The organism is Novosphingobium taihuense, assembly GCF_007830315.1.
GTDB lineage: Bacteria > Pseudomonadota > Alphaproteobacteria > Sphingomonadales > Sphingomonadaceae > Novosphingobium > Novosphingobium taihuense.
On the sequence record NZ_VLKJ01000005.1, the window covers coordinates 101,124 to 119,351 of the forward strand.

At 64.2% G+C, this 18,228-nt stretch carries 18 protein-coding genes; 8 read left to right on the forward strand and 10 right to left on the reverse strand.

Annotated elements, in window-relative coordinates:
* Nucleotides 1-2: 2 nt before the first annotated feature.
* Genes IQ25_RS11750 through IQ25_RS11770 form a run of 5 tightly spaced genes read left to right on the forward strand, consistent with a single transcriptional unit; the run spans nucleotide 3 to nucleotide 7,727 of the window.
* The gene (locus IQ25_RS11750) at nucleotides 3-1,124 is read left to right on the forward strand and encodes a CapA family protein (RefSeq protein ID WP_144906004.1); all 1,122 of its coding nucleotides are present in this window, start codon (nucleotides 3-5) and stop codon (nucleotides 1,122-1,124) included.
* The gene (locus IQ25_RS11755) at nucleotides 1,121-2,161 is read left to right on the forward strand and encodes a hypothetical protein (protein WP_144906006.1); all 1,041 of its coding nucleotides are present in this window, start codon (nucleotides 1,121-1,123) and stop codon (nucleotides 2,159-2,161) included. The genes IQ25_RS11750 and IQ25_RS11755 overlap by 4 nt, the downstream gene beginning before the upstream one ends.
* Before the next feature lie 60 nt (nucleotides 2,162-2,221).
* The gene (locus IQ25_RS11760) at nucleotides 2,222-4,831 is read left to right on the forward strand and encodes a TonB-dependent receptor (protein ID WP_144906008.1); all 2,610 of its coding nucleotides are present in this window, start codon (nucleotides 2,222-2,224) and stop codon (nucleotides 4,829-4,831) included.
* Nucleotides 4,831-6,348, forward strand: a complete 1,518-nt coding sequence (locus IQ25_RS11765; RefSeq protein WP_144906010.1) for a tannase/feruloyl esterase family alpha/beta hydrolase — start codon at nucleotides 4,831-4,833, stop codon at nucleotides 6,346-6,348. Before IQ25_RS11760 ends, IQ25_RS11765 begins: the two co-directional genes overlap by 1 nt.
* Nucleotides 6,345-7,727, forward strand: coding sequence for an MmgE/PrpD family protein (locus IQ25_RS11770; RefSeq protein ID WP_144906012.1), 1,383 nt, complete (start codon nucleotides 6,345-6,347; stop codon nucleotides 7,725-7,727). Before IQ25_RS11765 ends, IQ25_RS11770 begins: the two co-directional genes overlap by 4 nt.
* On the opposite strand, the gene IQ25_RS11775 is transcribed toward IQ25_RS11770, so the two are convergent.
* Entirely contained in the window at nucleotides 7,712-8,218 is a 507-nt protein-coding gene (locus tag IQ25_RS11775; RefSeq protein WP_144906014.1) for a GreA/GreB family elongation factor, read from the reverse strand. The genes IQ25_RS11770 and IQ25_RS11775 overlap by 16 nt on opposite strands.
* A gap of 56 nt (nucleotides 8,219-8,274) precedes the next feature.
* On the opposite strand from IQ25_RS11775, the gene ybaK reads away from it, so the two are divergent.
* Entirely contained in the window at nucleotides 8,275-8,751 is a 477-nt protein-coding gene (ybaK, locus tag IQ25_RS11780) for a Cys-tRNA(Pro) deacylase (protein WP_144906016.1), read from the forward strand.
* Here ybaK and IQ25_RS11785 read toward each other — a convergent pair.
* Nucleotides 8,748-9,920 (reverse strand): Bcr/CflA family efflux MFS transporter, encoded by a 1,173-nt coding sequence (locus tag IQ25_RS11785; RefSeq protein WP_144906018.1) that lies wholly within the window; start codon nucleotides 9,918-9,920, stop codon nucleotides 8,748-8,750. The genes ybaK and IQ25_RS11785 overlap by 4 nt on opposite strands.
* Nucleotides 9,921-10,009: 89 nt before the next feature.
* On the opposite strand from IQ25_RS11785, the gene IQ25_RS11790 reads away from it, so the two are divergent.
* Together IQ25_RS11790 and IQ25_RS11795 are read left to right on the forward strand one after the other, a co-directional pair.
* Nucleotides 10,010-11,188 (forward strand): cytochrome P450, encoded by a 1,179-nt coding sequence (locus tag IQ25_RS11790; RefSeq protein WP_144906020.1) that lies wholly within the window; start codon nucleotides 10,010-10,012, stop codon nucleotides 11,186-11,188.
* A gap of 54 nt (nucleotides 11,189-11,242) precedes the next feature.
* Nucleotides 11,243-12,244, forward strand: a complete 1,002-nt coding sequence (locus IQ25_RS11795) for a LacI family DNA-binding transcriptional regulator (protein WP_144906022.1) — start codon at nucleotides 11,243-11,245, stop codon at nucleotides 12,242-12,244.
* Here the strand turns inward: IQ25_RS11795 and IQ25_RS11800 are convergent.
* From IQ25_RS11800 to IQ25_RS11835, 8 genes are all read right to left on the reverse strand, one after another.
* Complete coding sequence (locus tag IQ25_RS11800; protein WP_220094542.1) at nucleotides 12,241-13,017, reverse strand: SDR family NAD(P)-dependent oxidoreductase; 777 nt, start codon at nucleotides 13,015-13,017, stop codon at nucleotides 12,241-12,243. The genes IQ25_RS11795 and IQ25_RS11800 overlap by 4 nt on opposite strands.
* Nucleotides 13,014-13,409 (reverse strand): c-type cytochrome, encoded by a 396-nt coding sequence (locus IQ25_RS11805; protein WP_144906026.1) that lies wholly within the window; start codon nucleotides 13,407-13,409, stop codon nucleotides 13,014-13,016. The genes IQ25_RS11800 and IQ25_RS11805 overlap by 4 nt, the downstream gene beginning before the upstream one ends.
* A complete protein-coding gene (locus IQ25_RS11810) occupies nucleotides 13,406-13,618 on the reverse strand; it encodes a hypothetical protein (RefSeq protein WP_144906028.1) in 213 nt (70 codons plus the stop codon). Before IQ25_RS11810 ends, IQ25_RS11805 begins: the two co-directional genes overlap by 4 nt.
* A 46-nt stretch (nucleotides 13,619-13,664) precedes the next feature.
* On the reverse strand, nucleotides 13,665-14,099 hold the full coding sequence (locus tag IQ25_RS11815) for a nuclear transport factor 2 family protein (protein ID WP_144906030.1): 435 nt from the start codon (nucleotides 14,097-14,099) through the stop codon (nucleotides 13,665-13,667).
* 67 nt (nucleotides 14,100-14,166) lie between these two features.
* Nucleotides 14,167-14,718, reverse strand: a complete 552-nt coding sequence (locus tag IQ25_RS11820) for a VOC family protein (RefSeq protein ID WP_144906032.1) — start codon at nucleotides 14,716-14,718, stop codon at nucleotides 14,167-14,169.
* 132 nt (nucleotides 14,719-14,850) lie between these two features.
* Nucleotides 14,851-16,185 (reverse strand): aromatic ring-hydroxylating oxygenase subunit alpha, encoded by a 1,335-nt coding sequence (locus IQ25_RS11825; RefSeq protein ID WP_144906034.1) that lies wholly within the window; start codon nucleotides 16,183-16,185, stop codon nucleotides 14,851-14,853.
* Between the two features lie 23 nt (nucleotides 16,186-16,208).
* The gene (locus IQ25_RS11830; protein ID WP_144906036.1) at nucleotides 16,209-16,727 is read right to left on the reverse strand and encodes a nuclear transport factor 2 family protein; all 519 of its coding nucleotides are present in this window, start codon (nucleotides 16,725-16,727) and stop codon (nucleotides 16,209-16,211) included.
* The gene (locus IQ25_RS11835; protein WP_144906038.1) at nucleotides 16,727-18,148 is read right to left on the reverse strand and encodes an aromatic ring-hydroxylating oxygenase subunit alpha; all 1,422 of its coding nucleotides are present in this window, start codon (nucleotides 18,146-18,148) and stop codon (nucleotides 16,727-16,729) included. The genes IQ25_RS11830 and IQ25_RS11835 overlap by 1 nt, the downstream gene beginning before the upstream one ends.
* Nucleotides 18,149-18,228 lie beyond the last annotated feature (80 nt).

An 18,228-nucleotide genomic window follows, 5' to 3' on the forward strand; every position in this document is an offset into this window, starting at 1 on the left:
GGGTGATTCATACCGTGCTGGCCACCGGCGATCTCGCGATGGACCGCGATGATTATGACGCCTGCTTTGCCGGGACGGCCGATCTCCTGCGCGCGGCCGACGTGGTGTTTGGCCAGCTCGAAACCAGCTTTGCCGAAGAGGGTGTCCGTCTGCCCCAGGCGCGCCACGCCGTTCTCGCCCGGCCTGAAGGCGCCGCAGCGCTTGGCCGCGCAGGCTTCGATGTGATCTCGATGGCAGGCAACCACGTGATGGACTGGGGCCACGAAGCCTTCTTCGAAACGCGTGGTCACCTTGAAAGCGCCGGCATGAGCGTCGTCGGGGCCGGCGCCAACATCGACGAAGCCCGCCGCCCGGTGATCCGTACTCTGGGCGATGGCACCCGCGTCGCCTTCCTCGCCTATTCCAGCATCCTCCCGCATTCCTACTGGGCGGACGAGCGCCGTCCCGGTTGCGCGCCGATGCGGGCCTTCACCGTCTACGAACAGATCGAGCATGACCAGCCCGGCACCCCCGCGCGCGTCCACACTTACCCGCACCGCGAAGATCTGGCTGCGATGGAGGCCGATATCCGCGCCGCGAAACAGCAGGCCGACGTGGTGCTCGTCTCGCACCACTGGGGCATCCACTTCGTTCGCGCGGTGATTGCCGATTACCAGCGTGATGTTGCCCGCGCTGCGATCGCCGCCGGGGCAGACGCGATCTTCGGCGGCCACGCCCATATCCTCAAGGGGTGCGAACTGATCGACGGCAAGCCGGTGTTCTACTCGCTCTGCAACTTCGCCACCGATCTTGCGATGGACGAAGCCCACGCCAATTCGAAGAGTTTCAACGAGATCCGCGTCCTTGCCGAAGAGTGGGAGCCGGATTTCGAAAGCCTCTACAACTTTCCCAAGGCTGCGCGCCTGTCGATGATCGCGCGGCTTGAAATCGCCGGCGGCAAGGTCCTGCGGGCAGGTCTTCTCCCGCTCGTCATCGGCCGAGACGCTGTGCCGCGCCTCGCCGAACCGGGTGGCGAGGATCACGCCGCGGTTATCGAATATCTCACCGCAGTCACGCAAGAGGCGGGCCTGAACGCCCGCTATCGTCCGGTCGATGAGATGGTCGTGCTGGAGCAGGCAGCATGAAGGCCCGCGCCACCGCATTTCCGCTTGAAGGCTACGTCCTGCTCTATCTGCTGGCGTATCTGCCGAACGTGATCGTGACGAAGCTGGTCACCTCTCAGCCGCATGCCGGCCTTGGCCGCCCACTGACAGGGCTGGAAACGCTGCCCGCCTCGCTGATCATCAACATGGTCCTGACCTGGGGCTTCATCTGGCTCTCGGGTTGGCACCGCGATGCCAACAAGATCGCGATTGGTCCGATCCGCCTGCCGTTCCCAAGGTTCTACACGTTCCTTTCGGGCCTCGGCACCTCGCTGGTGCTGTTCACCGTGCCGCTCAGCTTCACGATCCCCAATGTCAGCATTCCCTTCATCCAGCTGGTCATGCGCGGCGATATCCTGATCATCGCGCCGCTGGTTGACGTGTTGTTCGGTCGCCGCGTGCGCTGGTGGAGCTGGACCGCACTGGCCATGGTGCTCTTCGCGCTGGTCATCACCGTGTCCGACCGGGGCGGGCTGAAGCTGCCGCCGATCGCGATTCTCACCGTGGTGCTTTACACCCTGGGCTATTTCCTGCGCCTGTTCGTGATGACCAAGATCTCGAAAAGCGGCGATCCGGCATCGGTAAGGCGCTATTTCGTCGAGGAAAAGATGATCGCGCTGCCGCTGTCGGTGGTGATCCTCGGCGCTATTTCGGCCAGCGGCATCGGCGGACAATCCGGCGAGCTTGCCTGGGGCTTCATCGGCGTGTGGAGCGATCCGGTGCTGCTCGACCTGTTCTGGATCGGTGCCACGCTCACCGTGATCTCGGTGCTGGCGATCATCATCCTGCTCGACCCGCGCGAGAACGCCTATTGCGTGCCGCTAGAACGCGCGGCGAGCCTTGTTGCCGGAATTGGCGGCTCGGTGCTGCTGGCATGGTTCTGGGGCCTGAAGATGCCGCGCGATGCCGAATTGATCGGCGCAGGCGTGCTCGTCGGTGCCATCGTCCTGCTCTCGCTTGCGCCCAGGATGTCGGCCCGCAACGCAGCCCGTGCTGCTGCACGAAGTGAAATCGCCTGATTGCAATGCCTTGCCCGTCCATCTGCGCCGGGCTGTGAAGATACAAATGGGAGACTGAAGATGGGGAACCGGAACGCTTTCAAGGTGCTGCTTTCAGCAACCTCTGCAATCGCTTGCATTTCAACCGTTCACGCGCAGGAAGCGCAGGACACCGCAGCCGATGCGCCGAACGACCAGTCGATCGTGGTCACCGGAAGCCGCATCCGCGGCATCGCTCCGGTCGGCTCGAACGTTATCGCCATCGGCGCAGACGACATCGCGCAGGAGCCGGTCACCTCGACCAATGACCTGTTGCGCCGGGTGCCGCAGGTCGTCTCGCTGGGGGCCAACCGCAACGGCGGCTCGGCCCAGAACGGCGCGGCCAACGCCACGCGTGGCGCGGGCATCAACCTGCGCGGCATCTCCACCAATGCCACGCTGCTGCTCTACGATGGCCGCCGCTTCCCGCCGCAGGGCACGCAAGGGCAATACACCGATCCCTCGGTGCTCCCCGCCATCGCGCTCGAACGTGTCGAGGTCGTGGCTGACGGCGCCTCGGCCGTCTATGGTTCGGACGCGATTGCCGGTGTCGTGAACTTCATCCTGCGTCGCAACTTCGATGGCGTGGAAGTGCGCGCTCGCGCCGGGATGGCCGAAGGGGGATACACCGAAAAGCAGTTCGCCGGACTCTTCGGCAAGAAGTGGGATGGCGGCTCGGCGATGATTGCCGCCGAATACACCCACAACACCCACCTGCGCGGCTACGATCTCGATTTCTATCAGGATGACAACCGCAACCGCGGCGGACGCGACCTTCGCGTCCAGAACTGTGATCCGGGCACGATCAGCCTTGGCGGCAGGACTTATGCCATTCCGCAAGGCGGGGTGACTTCGGCCAATGTCGGCTCGCTTGTCGCAGGCACCGCCAACCGCTGCTTCTACAACGCGCTGGACACCGTCATCCCGGAGCAGAAGCGCTACAACGTTACTGCCGCCTTCTCGCAGGACGTGGGCGAAAGCGTGCGCGTCTTTGCCGATGGGTTCTATTCCTATCGCAACGGCACCATATCGGGCATCAACAACATCAGCGCCACCGTGCGCAGCACCAACCCGTTCTTCGTCACCCCCGTGCCCGGCACCACACAGCAGACGGTGCTGTGGTCGATGGTTCCGACGCTGGGGCCTGATTTCAACCCCTATCATGGTGAATCCTGGAACGTCGTCGGCGGGATCGAGGCCAAGCTGGTCGGCGATTTCAAGGCTACCGCCTACTACGCGCACGGTGAATCCGAAGATGTCGCCGACCGCCGCCTGGGCGTGAACACTGCCGCGCTCAACGCCGCGCTCGCCGATACCAATCCTGCCACGGCGCTCAACGTGTTCGGTGGGCCGAACAACCCGGCGACGCTGGCGAAGATCCGCGACAACCTGTTCATCATCACCGGCCGCACGAAGCTCGACGTTGCCAACGTCCAGCTTGATGGCTCGCTGTTCGATCTTCCCGGCGGCGCAGTGCGCGTAGCGCTGGGCGGCGAATATCGCGAGGAGTACACCTACACCGATCTCAAGACCGGGCAGGCCGCCACCCCGCGCAGCGTGGCCGATTCCGGCACGCGCAACGTCAAGGCGGTGTTTGGTGAACTGTTCGTGCCTATCGTCGGCAGCGGCAATGCCATGCCCGGGATCGAACAGCTCTCGCTGTCGATCGCAGGGCGTTATGAGAAGTACAGCGACTTCGGCAGCACGACCAATCCCAAGATCGGCCTGACGTGGAAGCCGGTGGAATCGCTGACCCTGCGCGGCAGCTACGGCACTTCGTTCCGCGCGCCGACCTTCACCGAAGTCTCGACCATCGCGGGCGGGGCGGGCCTTTACTACGATACGCTGCCGGGCGCCTCGGGCAACTTCACGGGCATCGGCATCGCTGGCGGCAATCCGGGGCTGAAGCCCGAAACGGCAACGACATGGTCGGTGGGCGCAGAGTTCCGCCCGATCAGTGCGCTGCGCCTGTCGCTGACCTACTTCGATATTGACTACAAGGACCAGATCCAGGCCCTGCGCGGCACGCCCGGCATCCTCACCAACTCGCTCTACGCATCGTTCGTGAAGCTGAATCCCTCGCAGACCGAAGTGAACGCGCTGATTGCTTCGGGCCTGCCGATCAACCAGCCGATCAATGCCAGTGCGGTGCAGTTCATCGTCGATGGCCGCCGCCAGAACCTTGGCCGTTCGCGCGTGCGCGGGATCGATTTTTCCGCATACGCCAAATGGGAAATGGGCGCGGTACAGTTCGATGCCGGCGTTTCGGGTACGTACTATACCAAGTACCTGTTCCAGCCTCTGCCGGGTGCGGCTGTGGCCAACGTCGTCGGCCTGATCAACTTCCCGCAGAAGTTCCGCTCACAGGCGGATATCGGTGCGAAGGTCGGCATCTTCTCGGGCCGCCTGACGTGGAACCATCTGGCGTCCTACACCAACACCACGGTCACCCCGGTGCAGAAGGTCTCCAACTACGATACTTTCGATCTGGGTCTGAACGTTGAGGTGAACGAGCGCCTGCGCATCGGCTTTGACGTGCGCAACCTTCTCAACGAGGATCCGCCCTTCGTTGATACCACGCGCGGTTACGATGCGCAGTCGGCCAACCCGATCCCGCGCATGTTCTCGATGACGGCGGGCGTAAAGTTCTGATGGCGGCGCTGCTATCGCTTGTTCTGGCGGCGACAGTTGCCAATGCCAGCCCCGGCGATTGCAGCGCGCTTGAGGGCGCCAGCGGGGACGTTGTGGTTGAAAAGGCCACGGCGATCCCTGCAGGGACCAAATTCAAGCCCGATGACAAGGCCACCTTCTACAAGTCCGTCCCCGTCGATGCGGCGTTCTGCCGGGTCGAGGGGCGGATAGAGGGAACCATCGGCTTCGAACTGTGGCTGCCGATGGCGTGGAACGGGCGCTTGCTGGGCGCGGGTGTCGGCGGCGATGCCGGGGTGTTCAACTACCTCGACATGAGCCTGCGCGTGGGACAGGGCTTCGCCACCATCACCACCGACAGCGGACACAGGGTAACCGATGCGCACTGGATGCGTGTGCCCAAGGCCCGCACCGATTACGAACACCGCGCCGTGCATCTTGCGGCAAAGGCGGCCAAGGCACTTGCCGCGCAGTTCTATGCCAGGCCGGTCGAGCGCAGCTACTTCACCGGCTGTTCCGGCGGCGGGCGGCAGTCGCTCAAGGAAATGCAGGTCCATCCGCATGATTACGATGGCGTGATCGCCGGTGCGCCGGGGCCGAACATGCCGCTGCAATCGGTGCGCATGATGTGGTTCGCGCTTGAGGCACAGCGCAAGCCAGCCGCCGCGCTCAGCGATGCCGACTGGTCGCTCTATGAAAGCGCCGTCACCCGTACCTGCGATCCGCTGGATGGCAAGGTCGATGGCATCGTCACCAACCCCCTGCAGTGCCGCTTCCGCACGGCGAGGCTGCTGTGCAAGCCGGGGCAGGGCGAAAGCTGCCTGACCGCGCCGAAACTTGCCATGCTCAATTCCGTCATTGCCCCATTGCGCGATGAGAGGGGCAGGGCGATGGATCGGGGCCTGTTCCCGGCCGTTCGCACCCGCCCCGGCCCGCCATCGCCGCTGCTGCGCGCCATGTGGGCCGATGCAGCGCACGATGATCCCGAATGGGACGCGCTGACCTTCAGCCGCACCGGCGATCTTGCCACGATCAACCGCGTGATGCCGCAGCTGCGGGCAGACAGTACCGCGATCAGCCCGTTCATCGCCGCCGGCCACCGCGCGATCATGTATCAGGGCTGGCAGGACCCTTCGACCAATGCCGGGCCGACGCTCGACTACTACGGCGCGCTGGCCCGTGATAACGGCGGACTGGCCAAGCTTTCCGATGCCGTGCGTCTGTTCATGGTTCCCGGCATGTACCACTGCCGCGGCGGTCCGGGTGCAGATACGTTCGGCGCTTCCGGTCATGTGCCAATCAGCGAAAACCCGGAAAACGACATGCTCTGGGCGCTGATCCGCTGGGTCGAACAAGGCTTCGCACCCGCGCGTATCGAGGCTCGCAAGATCGCCGATGGCACAAGCTTCACGCGCCCGATCTGTGCCTTCCCTGCATCGGCCCGGCTTGACCGTGGCGAATGGACATGCCGTCATGATCCCGCCCTGCTTGCATGGCCCTCTGCCCGGCTGAAACGATGACCGATAGCTTGAGCGACCTTCTCTGCCGCCATATCGCCACAGCCCGCTGGGAGACTCTGCCCGATCTTGCGCGCGAAGGGGCAAGGAGCGTGGCCCTCGATGCCATAGGCGTGATCCATGCCGCCAGCGGCCTTGCGCCCGAGGCTGCGCCGTTCATCGCGCTTGCCCGCGCTAATGGAGCAGGGCCCTGCGCCATCATCGGGACCCAGCATCGAGTCCAGCCGATCGGCGCAGCGCTTGCCAATGGCGCGCTTGCCCACGCGGTTGATTATGAGGACGCCTTCGATCGCGCACCCGCCCATCCCAACGCCTCGCTCGTCCCCGTCCTTCTGGCGCTTGCGCAGTCCGAAGGCCCGGTTGATGGCCGTCGTTTCCTGACGGCGCTGGCCGTCGGCGGCGATGTGGCCTGCCGGATTGCCCTATCGCTGCGCCAGCCGATGGAGCAGGGGGGATGGTATCCGCCGCCGATCGTCGCCGCGTTCGGCGCAGTGGCGGGCGCAGCCAATCTGCTCGGCTTGTCTCCGCAGCAGACCAGGGACGCGCTCTCGCTCACGCTGTGCCAGGTAACGATGCCGGGCGAGATCAAGCACAGCCGCCGCACCACCTTGCGCGCCGTGCGCGAAGCCTTCCCCGCGCAGGCCGCGCTCACATCCGTGCTGCTGGCGCGCGAAGGTGTGCCCGGTTTCGAAGAACCGCTCGAGGGCAAGTCTGCCTTCTTCGCGCTCTATGCAGGCGGACAGTTCGATCCGGCAGACCTTACCGATGGCCTTGGCGTGCACTATTGGGGCGGCGAACTCACGTTCAAGCCATGGCCCTCGTGCCGGGGCACCCATCCCTTCATCGAAATGGCGCTCGATCTTTCCGCCCGCCACGGCATCGCGCCGTCCGTAATTGAGCGCGTCGAAGTCAGCGTCGATGGCATCCAGTCCATGCTGGTCGATCCATTGGCGCGCAAGCAGGCGCCGGAAACGGCGATCGACGCCAAGTTCTCGGTTCCTTTCACGACAGCGCTGGCTCTGGTTCGCGGCGCAGTCAGGCTTGAAGATTTCGACGCCGCAAGTCTCGCCGATCCCGAAGTTCTGGCCATGGCTGCCCGCATCCAGCCATTGCTGGAGCATCGGCCCGAATGGCAACCCGGCGTTGGCGGCGCGATGCGGATCATGCTGACCAATGGCGAAAGCCGGCATGCCTGGCTCAAGAATGCCCTTGGCTGCCCCACGCGACCGCTTCCGCCATCGGCACAGCGGGCCAAGTTCGTCGATTGCGTGGACCGCGCGGCGTCACCACTGAAGCCCGATGCCGCAGACCGCCTTGCGGATGCGATCCTCGGTCTCGATCTGCTGGACGATGTCGGCGCGCTGTTTCAGCCGACTGGGTAAATTCCATCAGGCCCCACGCTTGCGGGCTTTATTTCCAGCACCTCGATGGCTTCTGCCTTCCCGCCGAAATCCACCAATTCGCCTTCTTCGGCTTCCATCATGGCCCGCGCCAGCGGTGCTGACCACGCGATCAGCCCTGCAGCCGGATCGGCCTCGTCATCGCCAACGATGGTGATCCAGCGCGCCTTGCCATTCAGCCGGAAGTGGACTGAACACCCGAAGCCCACGGCCTCTCCATCGGGCGCGGGCACCAGCTCCGCGGTCGCCGCCCGCGTGCTCCAATAGCGCTGCTCGCGCCGCGCCTTCTTGATCTCGGCCTCCTCCGCACCTGCCGTCACCAGTGCCTGCACCTTGTCCTCGCAAGCTGCCACTTGCGCACGGATCAGCGCAAGGCCACGCTCGGTAACGAGGTTCGGACCCGGCGGAATCGGCAGTTCGAACACGGGCTCGAGATGCTCGTCATCACTTTCGCGGCGAAACGCGACACTCATCCACTGAACTCCAAACAGGCTGGCATTCCGGAAGACGCCCTGCCAAAGGACCGCCTATGGCACAGGCAACCCGGGCAACGAAAGCGCTCGAACAGGCTGGTACACGGTTCGAACTGCGCAGCTACGATTATGATCCCGATGCGGACTCCATCGGGCAGGCCGCCGCGTCCGCCCTCGGCGTCGAACCGGCGCAGGTGTTCAAGACGCTGATGGTGCTGATCGACGGCAAGCCAGCTTGTGCAATCGCTCCCAGCGACGGTGAAGTTTCGATGAAGCGCGTTGCCGCAGCGCTCGGCGCCAAATCCGCCACGATGATGCGCCCCGCCGATGCCGAACGCCTGACCGGTTACAAGGTCGGCGGGATCAGCCCGTTCGGCCAGATGCGCAAGGTGCCCGTCGTCCTCGATGAAACCGCGCTGCTGTGGGACGCGATCTTCATCAACGGGGGGCAGCGCGGGCTGCAGGTGTTTCTTGCCGGAGAGGACGCGGCACAAGCTCTCGATGCCGTCATTGCAGACATCAGCATGGCCTAAACCGCCCGGGAACGTGCCAGCGCGCAAGACAGCGCGGTTGCGGTGGTCATTACCATCGCCATCGCCAGCCGCAGCGGATCGATGGGGGCAAACAGCCCCAGCACGCTCATCGCAGTGCCGCTCGCCAGCATCTGGAATGCACCGGCGAGGCTGGTTGCCGTTGCTGCAAGGCCGGGTTCGGCAAAGCCCACGGCGTTGAAGGCCACCGGGCCGGTGAGCCCGGCACCAAGGCCCAGCAGCATGATTGGCGCAATCAGCGGCACCACGCCTTCGATCCCCGCCAGTGCGAGCACCAGCGCGATGGTCGCGCCAACTGCAGAACTGACAGTGCCGACGACCAGAGCACTCGATCGCCGCTCGACCAGCACGACCAGGCGTGTTCCGACGATGCTCGCTGCCGCCACCCACAGCAGCGCCATTCCTGCTTCACCAGAGGAAAGGCCGAAGCGGTGGATCAGCAGGAATGGAGCCGCGCCAAGGAACATGAAAAGCCCGCTGCTGGCCGCGCCCAGGGTTACAGCCGTGAGCAGGAACTGGCGATTTCTTGCCAGTTTGCCATAGGATGCGATCAGGCCTGTGCGCGCCGTCTCTGCTCCGGCCTGCGCCGTTTCCGGCAAACGCCGAAACGCTGCTGCAAGCGTTGCCGCACCGCCCAGGGCCAGCACGGCAAAAATCGCCCGCCACCCGGCAAGATCGGCCAGACTTCCGCCGATGACGGGTGCAATTGCAGGGGAGATCAGCACAATGGTCATCAAGGTGGCCTGCACGCCTGCTGCCTTGTCCTTGCCGAACAGATCGCCCACCATCACCCTCGCGGTCACGACGCCAAAGGCGCCGCCCGCTGCCTGCATGGCTCGCGCCGCAAGCAGCAGGCCGGTGGTCGTTGCCAAGGCTCCCGCCAGCGCGCCGATGATGAACAGCCACAGGCCTGCCAGCATCAGCGGCCGCCGCCCGAGGCGGTCGATCAGGGGCCCGGCCAGCAGTTGGCCCGCTCCCAGTCCGGCAAGATAGACGCTGACCACCTGCTGGGCCTTGGCTTCGCCGATTGCCAGCTCGGAAGCGATCAGCGGCAGTGCAGGCACCAGCATGTGGATAGCGATCGACCCCGTTGCGGCAATCGCCGCCAGGGTCAGGATGGTTGCCCAGTAGCCTCGCTTCGTGCTCAACATTTCATGTTCGCACGTACCTTGGCGCATATGCTTTCCCAACACAATGATAGCGCTTGCATGGGCGTGAATGCGTCCTTATGCAACCGTTCATGACCGATCGCCTGCAGGACTTCGACCCCGAACTTCCGGAAGACTTTGACAGCCCACACGCGGAATACGCACGCCTGCGCCAGCAATGCCCGGTTGCGTGGACCGAAGGCCTTGGCAGCTTCTGGGCGGTGACGCGGTACGATGACGTCAAGCGCGTGGCATCCGATTCAGCCACATTCATCACCTCGGTCCAGAATGTCATTCCCAAGGTTGCCTATACCGGGCGTCGGCCGCCATTGCACCTCGATCCGCCCGAACACACGCCCTATCGCAAGGCGTTGAACCCGCTCCTGTCGGCCGAACGGGCGGAAAGCTTCGCGCCCCGCGCCCGCGAACTGACCCGCGCATTGCTGGCGCCGATGGTGGGCAATGGCGGCGGTGACATCTGCGTCGAACTGTCGAGCCACCTTCCGGTTCACGTCTTCGGCGAATGGATGCGCATTCCCGAGGACTGGCTGGATACGCTGCACGACAATGGCCGCGCCTTTATCCTGGCGGTACACTCGAACCGTCCCGAAGTGATGAAGGAAACCTCTCTCCGGCTTTATGACATGGCCCGCGCGCTGATCGCGCTGCGCCATGAACAGCCGCAGGACCCAGCGCTCGATCCCACCAGCGCTCTTCTCGAAGCGCGCCACGAAGGCCAGCCGTTGCCCGATGAACTGCTCGTCGGCACGGTCCGTCAGGTTCTCGTCGTCGGCATGGTTGCGCCCATGGTGATGATCGGGAACATCTGCGTCCACCTCTCGCGCGACAAGGGCTTGCAGCAGCAACTGCGGTCTGACCCTTCGCTGATCCCGGCGGCAATCGAGGAATTCCTGCGCCTCTACACGCCCTATCGCGGCTTTGCGCGCACCTCGGTCTGCCCTGTGGAACTTGGTGGTCGCACTATCGAGCCGGGCGAGGCCATTGCGCTGATCTATGCATCGGCAAACCGCGACGAGGCGGTGTTCCCCGAACCCGACAAGTTCATCCTCGATCGCCCCAACATCGCGCAGCACCTCGCCTTCGGTCGCGGCCCGCACAATTGCCCCGGCATCCACCTTGGCCGCATGCAATTGCGCGTCGCGCTCGAGGAAATTCTGTCCTCGACCAGAGGGTTCGAACTCGATGGCCCTGTCACCGTGAGCCGCTGGCCAGAGATCGGTGCGCTCTCGGTGCCGCTGCGCTTCGCCTGATCCGCAAAAGAGAGCGATTGCATTGTCGGCGAACATCGCGCTAGCGTCGGCGCGATGAGCGCACCTATCGAGAAGACGCCAACCCTTGATGATGTGGCGCTGATGGCCGGCGTGTCGACCGCCACGGTCAGCCGCTTCATCAACAACCCCGAGGTCGTCGCCAAGGGCACGGCTGAGCGCATCAGCTCCGCCATCGCGGCAACCGGCTACATTCCCAATCTGCTTGCGGGCGGTCTGGCATCCAGCAAGTCGAAGATGGTCGCGGTGCTCATCCCCTATCTCACCGATTCGATCTTCAATGACACGATCCAGACCATGGTCGAGGAACTCTCCGCTGCAGGGACCACGGTCATGCTCGGCCTTACGGGCGTATCGGAAAAGCGCACCGAGGACCTGATCCGCGCTGCCCTCAGCCGCCGTGTCGACGCGATCATCTTTACCGGCCCTGTCACCCCGCAGGTCGATGCCATGGTGCGCCGCAGCCCGGCGCTGTTCATTCAGGTGTGGGACCTGCCGGAAGATCCGATCGGCATGGCGGTAGGCTTCTCGCATCATGCCGCCGGGCGCGATATTGCCCGATTCCTGATGTCGCGAGGCTATCGTCGGCCTCATGTGGTCACGGCGGAAGGCGCCCGCGCCAACATGCGCCGTGCCGGCTTTGTCGAGGAATGGCAGTCTACCGGGCATGAGCCGCCCAGCGAATCCACGGTGAAGGTGCCATCCAGCTTCGGCCACGCCCGTCGGATCTTCGCCGAAATCCGCCGCCTGCCCGAAACGCCCGACGTGGTGGTCTGCGGGTCCGACTATCTTGCCCAAGGCGTAATTGTGGAGGCACTGGCCGCCGGGCTGCGGGTGCCGGAGGATATCGCTGTCGTCGGCTTCGGCAACAGCTCCATTGCGGGCGAGATGCGCCCCACGATCACATCGGTTGAAGTGGACGGTGCCCGTATCGCGCGCGAGGCCATCGCCGCCATCCGCAAGCATCGCCCGCATCAACCGCCTGCCGAACGCTGGGTCGATGTCGGCTTCCGGCTCGTCGCCCGCGAAAGCGCCTAGCGCGTCAGGTATCCTCCTTCCACGGCCAGGCTGTGCCCGGTGACATAGCTTGAAGCGTCGGAGCACAGCCAAGCGCTGGCCTCTGCCACTTCCTCGGGCCTTCCGAAGCGCCCGAACAGGCTGAGGGCAGGGGCGAAGTCCTCTTCGGTGAAGCCGGTCGTCTCCAGCGCACCGCGCAGCATCGGCGTGTCGATCGCGCCGGGCAGCACCGCGTTCACCCGGATGCCACGCCCTGCATATTCGAGGCTGCCGGTCTTGGTCAGGCCGATCACGCCATGCTTGGCCGCGACATAGGCTGCGTTGTTCGGCTGCGGACGGACTGAACTGACCGAGCCGATGTTGACGATGGAACCTGAAGAACCCTGCGCAAGCAACTGTCTGATCTCGTATTTCATGCATAGCATGACCGAGCGCAGGTCGACGCTGAGCACCTTGTCGAACACGGCCATGTCCGCTTCGTGGATCGGCAGATTATCGGGTGTGATCGCCGCGTTGTTGACGGCGCAATCGAGCCTGCCGAACGTGTGGACTGTCTCGGCGACGAGTGCTTCGACTTGCGCTTCGTCGGCAACGTCGGTGCGAACGGCATGTGCGGCGCCGCCTGCGTCGCGGATCGCGGCCACGGTTGCGGCGGCTGTGTCCGGGTTGATGTCAGAGACGATGACTTTTGCCCCGCGCGCGGCGAGCAGGCGGGCGGTTGCCGCACCCATGCCGACGCCTGCGCCGGTGACGATGGCGACCTTGCCTTCAAGCGATACCAGGTTGGGATTCAAGACTTTGCTCCTTGTGCAATCCATGCGCGTATCTTGGCCGTGTCGGCATCGTCGAGCGGGAAGCCGCCGAATGGCATGCGCGCACCTTGTCCGCCGTGGTCCAGATGCGTGCCTTCAATTTTCATCACGAGATAGGACTTGCCCGGCTCGCCCGGTGCGACGCGCAGGATCGCGGGCGCACCATCCGAGGGCTTGCCGACGAGGAAGCCGATGGCTGCATCGCCAATCAGGGACATGCCGCCCGCTTCCTCGCCGGTCAGGTGGCAAGTGGCGCAGTTCTGCTCAAGGATCGGAACTATTTCCTTTTGATAGGAGATGGTTGCGGCCGGTTCCTCAGCCTGCGCCGAGATAGCGAGCGCCACCAGCCCCGCGCCGAGCGCGAGCCATTTCACGCCGACACCGCATGGCGCCCGGCGATGCAGCCGAAGGTCACTGCCGGGCCGCTGCCGACGCACAGCACGTCGCATTCATGATCCCAGTCCGCTGCGGGCGCATCAGCAGCCTTTGCGGCCGTGGCGATGCCTCCGCCTGCGGCCACTGCTGCCACGACACCTGCGCCGGCCAGCATCTGGCGACGATCCATACCTCTTGGCTTGGTCACTGTCCTGCTCTCCCCGGATGTGTCCATTTGCGGCAGGAACTGGGCGCTATCTGGCGTTTTCGAGCGTACCCGACAGCGGCATCAGGAAGTCCATGGTATAGCGCGTCGCCTTCCAGCCAGCTTCGGTGCGGCGCACGTCAAAATAGTAGCGACCATTGACGGTCACGGTGCTGCCGTCCTTGCCCTGGCCCATGCCGATCACATAGGCGCGCATGGAGGCAGTATCGCCATCGTAGGCGGTGACCGCAAAGTTCGTCAGGTAATGAGCGTGGTGCGCCATGTTGGCGAAGACGTTGGTGAAGAAGGCGCGGATGCCATCGTGCCCTTCGAGCGCGGCGAGGCCGATGCCGGACAGGTCGAACACCGCGTCCTCGGTGAAGACTTCGAGAATGCCATCGATGTTGCCGATGGTGTCAACGGCGTGGGCATAAGTGATCATCAGGTCCTGAATCGCGATCCTGTCTTCGACCGGGCACTGCATTCTCGTTTCCTCTCAGATACTTATGGTTTTTGGTGCATGTTTCCCCGGGGAAACACTTTGAAGAACATTATGTGAACAATGGCCGTATCGGGTCAGTCACCCCGTCCCACTCCGCCGCGCCTTGGGCGATGCGGGTAAAGGCCGATGTCTGGTTTTCATCTTCTTCGACGATCTCGATCATGCAGCCGAGCGCCGCTGACGTGTCGACGTAGCAGAAGCGCATCGCACCGAACTTGCCGTCGATGGCCACGGCAAAGCCCTGATCGACATAGCGCTGGCGGCAGGCGTCATAGTCGCCCGTGTAGATGCAGAAGTGGTGGAAGCCGGTCTGGCCCTTGGCGATGGTATCACGATAGGCGCTGGGGCGGTCGCAGTGCTGCTGGATCAATTCGATTTGCACGCCGCCGGACTGTGCGAGCGCGACCGAGAAGTCGATGCCTTCGGACGGTGTCCCGCGATAGGTCGCCTCTGCCAGCTCGATGTGCGGGACCATGAAGAACGGGCCGATCCCGGTGGTCGCGATCCACGCCTGGACAGCGGCTTCCACGTCCTCGACGATGAAGGCGGCCTGCATGACGTGGGGGCCGACCTGCCCGGGGGTGATGGTGGTGCTGGCCATTTGTTGTCCCTCTCCTATTCTTGCAAGACCACCTTCGTGGGTCATTGCGAGCACAGCGAAGCAATCCAGGGCGGTTTGCGCAGCTCTGGATTGCTTCGTCGGCTTTGCCTCCTCGCAATGACGAAAGTGGGGTTATTCCCGCGCCTTGGTCGGATGCCCCAGCACCATGTCGTTCAGCTTCTCATGGAACCGCTGCACGCGCTTTTCCTGGCCCGGAAGCAGGCAGCCCTTGAAGCCGCGCGAGTTGAGACCCTGCTGCTGGGTCGTGCCGATCGACAGGTCCTGATCGGCGACGTAGCCGACCGACACGCCATCGCCGTAAGTCGAATGGCGGGCGATGGCATCATGGCGCAGCGGGGCCATGCCGACAGGAGTCAGCACTTCGGGCATCTTCGCGTTCGGCGGATAGAGGCACCAGTGCTGGAACACGCACTTTTCGGGGTCGGTCGGGTGCGGTTCGGTGCGCAGGATCTGGCACTGTTCGGGCGACATCGTGATCGTCAGGTTGGGGAACAGCGTGCAGTGGAAATAGTCCACCAGTTGCTGGTCGGTCATCGACGAATAGTCGTAGCCCGCATCGGCGCCACGCTCGCGCTTGGCCTTGATCACGGCCTCGCGGATGTCGGCGGTGCGGCCGCGATAATCCTTGGGATCGATGCCCCATGCTTCGGCCGCTTCATAGAGGCCCGGCGGCACGTCGCCGCTGACGTAGTCCTTGCGGCTTGTGGCCTGGTGGCCGATCATCCACATCGCGTTGTGGCCGTTCTCGTACATCTCGAACACGGTGGTCGGCAGGCCATCGTTGATAAAGGTGGCGAGTTCTGGGTGGATCGTGGGGAGGTGGTAGCTCTCGTTGAAGTTGTCGCGGATGATCTTCCAGTTGAAGTCGCAATCGGCCGAGACGTTGAACACGCGCACCCAGTTGTCGAGCTTGTAGCCCGCAAGGCGCTCGGTATAGGGCCAGAGCCACTCGTGTAGCGGGGCGACATCGTCGTCCATGCACCAGAACACGAACGGTCCCCAGGTATCGCAGCGCAGCTCCGAAAGCGTGACCTTGCCGCACGGGTTGCCGCCGGCAAAATCGTCCGGGTCCTGCACGTGGACCAGAGTGCCATCGGGATCGAACTGCCAGCCGTGATAGCCGCAGGTCAGGCGCGGGGCCGAGCCGACATCGCCGAGGACAAGGCGGTTACCGCGGTGGGGGCAGGTGTTGTAGAACGCCTTTACGGAACCGTCGGCCTGTTTGACCATGACGACCGATTCCTTGCCGAAGTTGTGGCGGATGAAATCGCCCTCTTCCTCGAGATCGGCCAGAACGCCGCCGAGGTGCCAGACCTTGGGCCAGAGGTGCTTGTTCTCCAGCTCCATCCACTCGCGCGTGATGTAGCGGTCGGCGGTGATCGTATCGCCGCGCACGGCAACGTCGAACTCCGGGGAATAACGGGAAATCTTGTCCTGAGCGGTCATTTCGGCGTCCTCTTGAATTCTTCTCAAACTGGCCAGTCGCGGGTCTGGCTGAAGTCTGTTCCGCGCCTTCCCGGCCGGACCAGCGGATTGCCTTCGAGGAATCCGTCAGCTGCCTGGTCGGTACGCGCCCAGTCCACTATTTCGCGGCGGCGGCTGATACGCCACTGCCCATTCTTGCAGGTGTATTCGTCGACATAGCGCCCGGCGACGACAAGGTCCTTGGGCTCGCCATCCTCGCGGGTGCGGTGCCAGGCGTAGAAGTAGACTTCGCCGCTGGCACGCTCGCCATCGACGCTGATCTGGGCCTGCCCGATGATATGCTGGCTGCCGTCGAGATCGGCGAGGAAACCTTGCGCAAAGGCGACGAATTCGTCCGCCGTGCCCTGCATCAGCCCGCAATCGACCCATGCGTCATCGTGGAATGCGCTGCGGTGGAGTTCCGGGTCGAGCCGATCCTGCCCACGCATGTAGCGGCACAGCGCATCGTGGATGTCGCGCCGGGCACAGAGGTCGCGGACTTCCGCTTCGAGGTCGAATGCCATCAGGCTTCTCCCGCGAGGTACTTGTCGACGACCATCTGGAAGTGGCGGATGCGCGATTCCTGATAGTTGCCGAGGTTCTGCACACCGACCGCGCTGGCGCGGAAGCCCTGCTGCTGGGCGCGCAGGTTGTCGGTATCCTGATCATAGACGTGGCCCATCGCGGGATCGAAGCCGGGGGCGGTGGCGTAACTCTGGTCCTCGGCGACGCGGAAGGGCTCGGCAGGTTCGGGCGCGGGCCCACCTTCGGGATTGGGGCGCAGGAACAGGATTTCGAACAGGGTACGGTTGGGATCGAGCCCGATCGGGCGGAAGCGATAGACCATCGGCAGCGACAGGCCTGGAAACAGCACCATGTTGGGGAACACGTGGTATTCGATGGTGTCGATCATCTCGCTGTCGGAGACCGCCGAGAGATCGCACTGGTAGGCCTCGCCCATGACCTTCCTGAGGTGGCGGGCCATGACGGTGCGAGCAGTCTCGCCGGGGCCGACGGTGAGGCCCTCGCCACGCGAATCCTTGTCGCCAAGGATCATCGTGGCGAGGAGCTCTTCCTCGCTGAGGGGGGTGGCGAGGTGGGGGGAATTGACGCCGCTGGCGGCATAGAACCGGGTCACATGGTCCGAATGGCAATCGTACTGCACGTTGGCATCGCCCACGCCCTTTAGTAGTTGGGGATGGGTTTCGAGGACGTGGTAGGATTCGAGGAAGGCCTCCTGCGCGGTCTTCCAGTTGCAGGGCAGTTCCTTCGCCACGTGGACCGCGACATGGCGATTGGCGATGTCCCAGCCGCTGAAGTGATCGGGCAGGGGGGCGAGGAAGTCCTCGAGGCTGGGGCCTTCAGCGCTCGGGTTGATAAACACGAAGCCGCCCCAGTGGCCGACGCGGGCTTCGGGCAGGTTGGTCCTGGCAGGGTCGATATGCTTGAAGTCCCAGGCGCAGGGGACCTGTGCCAGCGTGCCGTCGTTGTTCCACGTCCAGCCGTGGTAGGGGCAGCGTAAATTGCTGCCCGAGCCGACGCCCTCGCCGCGCTTGAACTTGGTCGAGCGGTGGAGGCAGGAGTTTACGAAGGCGCGGACAGACATGTCGTCCTGCCGGACCACGACGTAGGAGAGGTGGCCGACTTCGTAGGTGTAGTAGTCGCCCGGTTCGGGGATGTGATCCTCGCGGCAGACCCATTGCCAGGTGCGCTTCCAGATCTTCTCGATCTCGGCCTCGAAGATGTCCTGATCGAAATAGCGGTCCACCGAGACGGGCGCAGTGCCAAGGAACATCGGCTCCTCCATCGCCAGCACCGGCGGCGGGGGCAGGGCATCGCCTGCGACGATCTGCTGCATGGTGGGCGCGCCGGGGCAACGTATCGCGGCAAGGTCTTCCGTTTGCGCAGGCTCGGGCAAGCCATGGGGGGTGATCGCGTCAAGCATCGGACTCTCCGGGGCTGCCGCTTTAAAACCGGCAGTGTTGCCTGTTTTATGGACGCGGGCGCGAGTCGGCTCAACCTAGC

Coding starts and splice junctions, on each gene's coding strand:
- IQ25_RS11755 (WP_144906006.1), top strand. CDS start 1,121: ATGAAGGCCCGCGCCACCGCATTTCCGCTTGAAGGCTACGTCCTGCTC.
- IQ25_RS11760 (WP_144906008.1), top strand. CDS start 2,222: ATGGGGAACCGGAACGCTTTCAAGGTGCTGCTTTCAGCAACCTCTGCA.
- IQ25_RS11765 (WP_144906010.1), top strand. CDS start 4,831: ATGGCGGCGCTGCTATCGCTTGTTCTGGCGGCGACAGTTGCCAATGCC.
- IQ25_RS11770 (WP_144906012.1), top strand. CDS start 6,345: ATGACCGATAGCTTGAGCGACCTTCTCTGCCGCCATATCGCCACAGCC.
- IQ25_RS11775 (WP_144906014.1), bottom strand. CDS start 8,218: ATGAGTGTCGCGTTTCGCCGCGAAAGTGATGACGAGCATCTCGAGCCC.
- ybaK (WP_144906016.1), top strand. CDS start 8,275: ATGGCACAGGCAACCCGGGCAACGAAAGCGCTCGAACAGGCTGGTACA.
- IQ25_RS11785 (WP_144906018.1), bottom strand. CDS start 9,920: ATGTTGAGCACGAAGCGAGGCTACTGGGCAACCATCCTGACCCTGGCG.
- IQ25_RS11790 (WP_144906020.1), top strand. CDS start 10,010: ATGACCGATCGCCTGCAGGACTTCGACCCCGAACTTCCGGAAGACTTT.
- IQ25_RS11795 (WP_144906022.1), top strand. CDS start 11,243: ATGAGCGCACCTATCGAGAAGACGCCAACCCTTGATGATGTGGCGCTG.
- IQ25_RS11815 (WP_144906030.1), bottom strand. CDS start 14,099: ATGCAGTGCCCGGTCGAAGACAGGATCGCGATTCAGGACCTGATGATC.
- IQ25_RS11820 (WP_144906032.1), bottom strand. CDS start 14,718: ATGGCCAGCACCACCATCACCCCCGGGCAGGTCGGCCCCCACGTCATG.
- IQ25_RS11825 (WP_144906034.1), bottom strand. CDS start 16,185: ATGACCGCTCAGGACAAGATTTCCCGTTATTCCCCGGAGTTCGACGTT.
- IQ25_RS11830 (WP_144906036.1), bottom strand. CDS start 16,727: ATGGCATTCGACCTCGAAGCGGAAGTCCGCGACCTCTGTGCCCGGCGC.
- IQ25_RS11835 (WP_144906038.1), bottom strand. CDS start 18,148: ATGCTTGACGCGATCACCCCCCATGGCTTGCCCGAGCCTGCGCAAACG.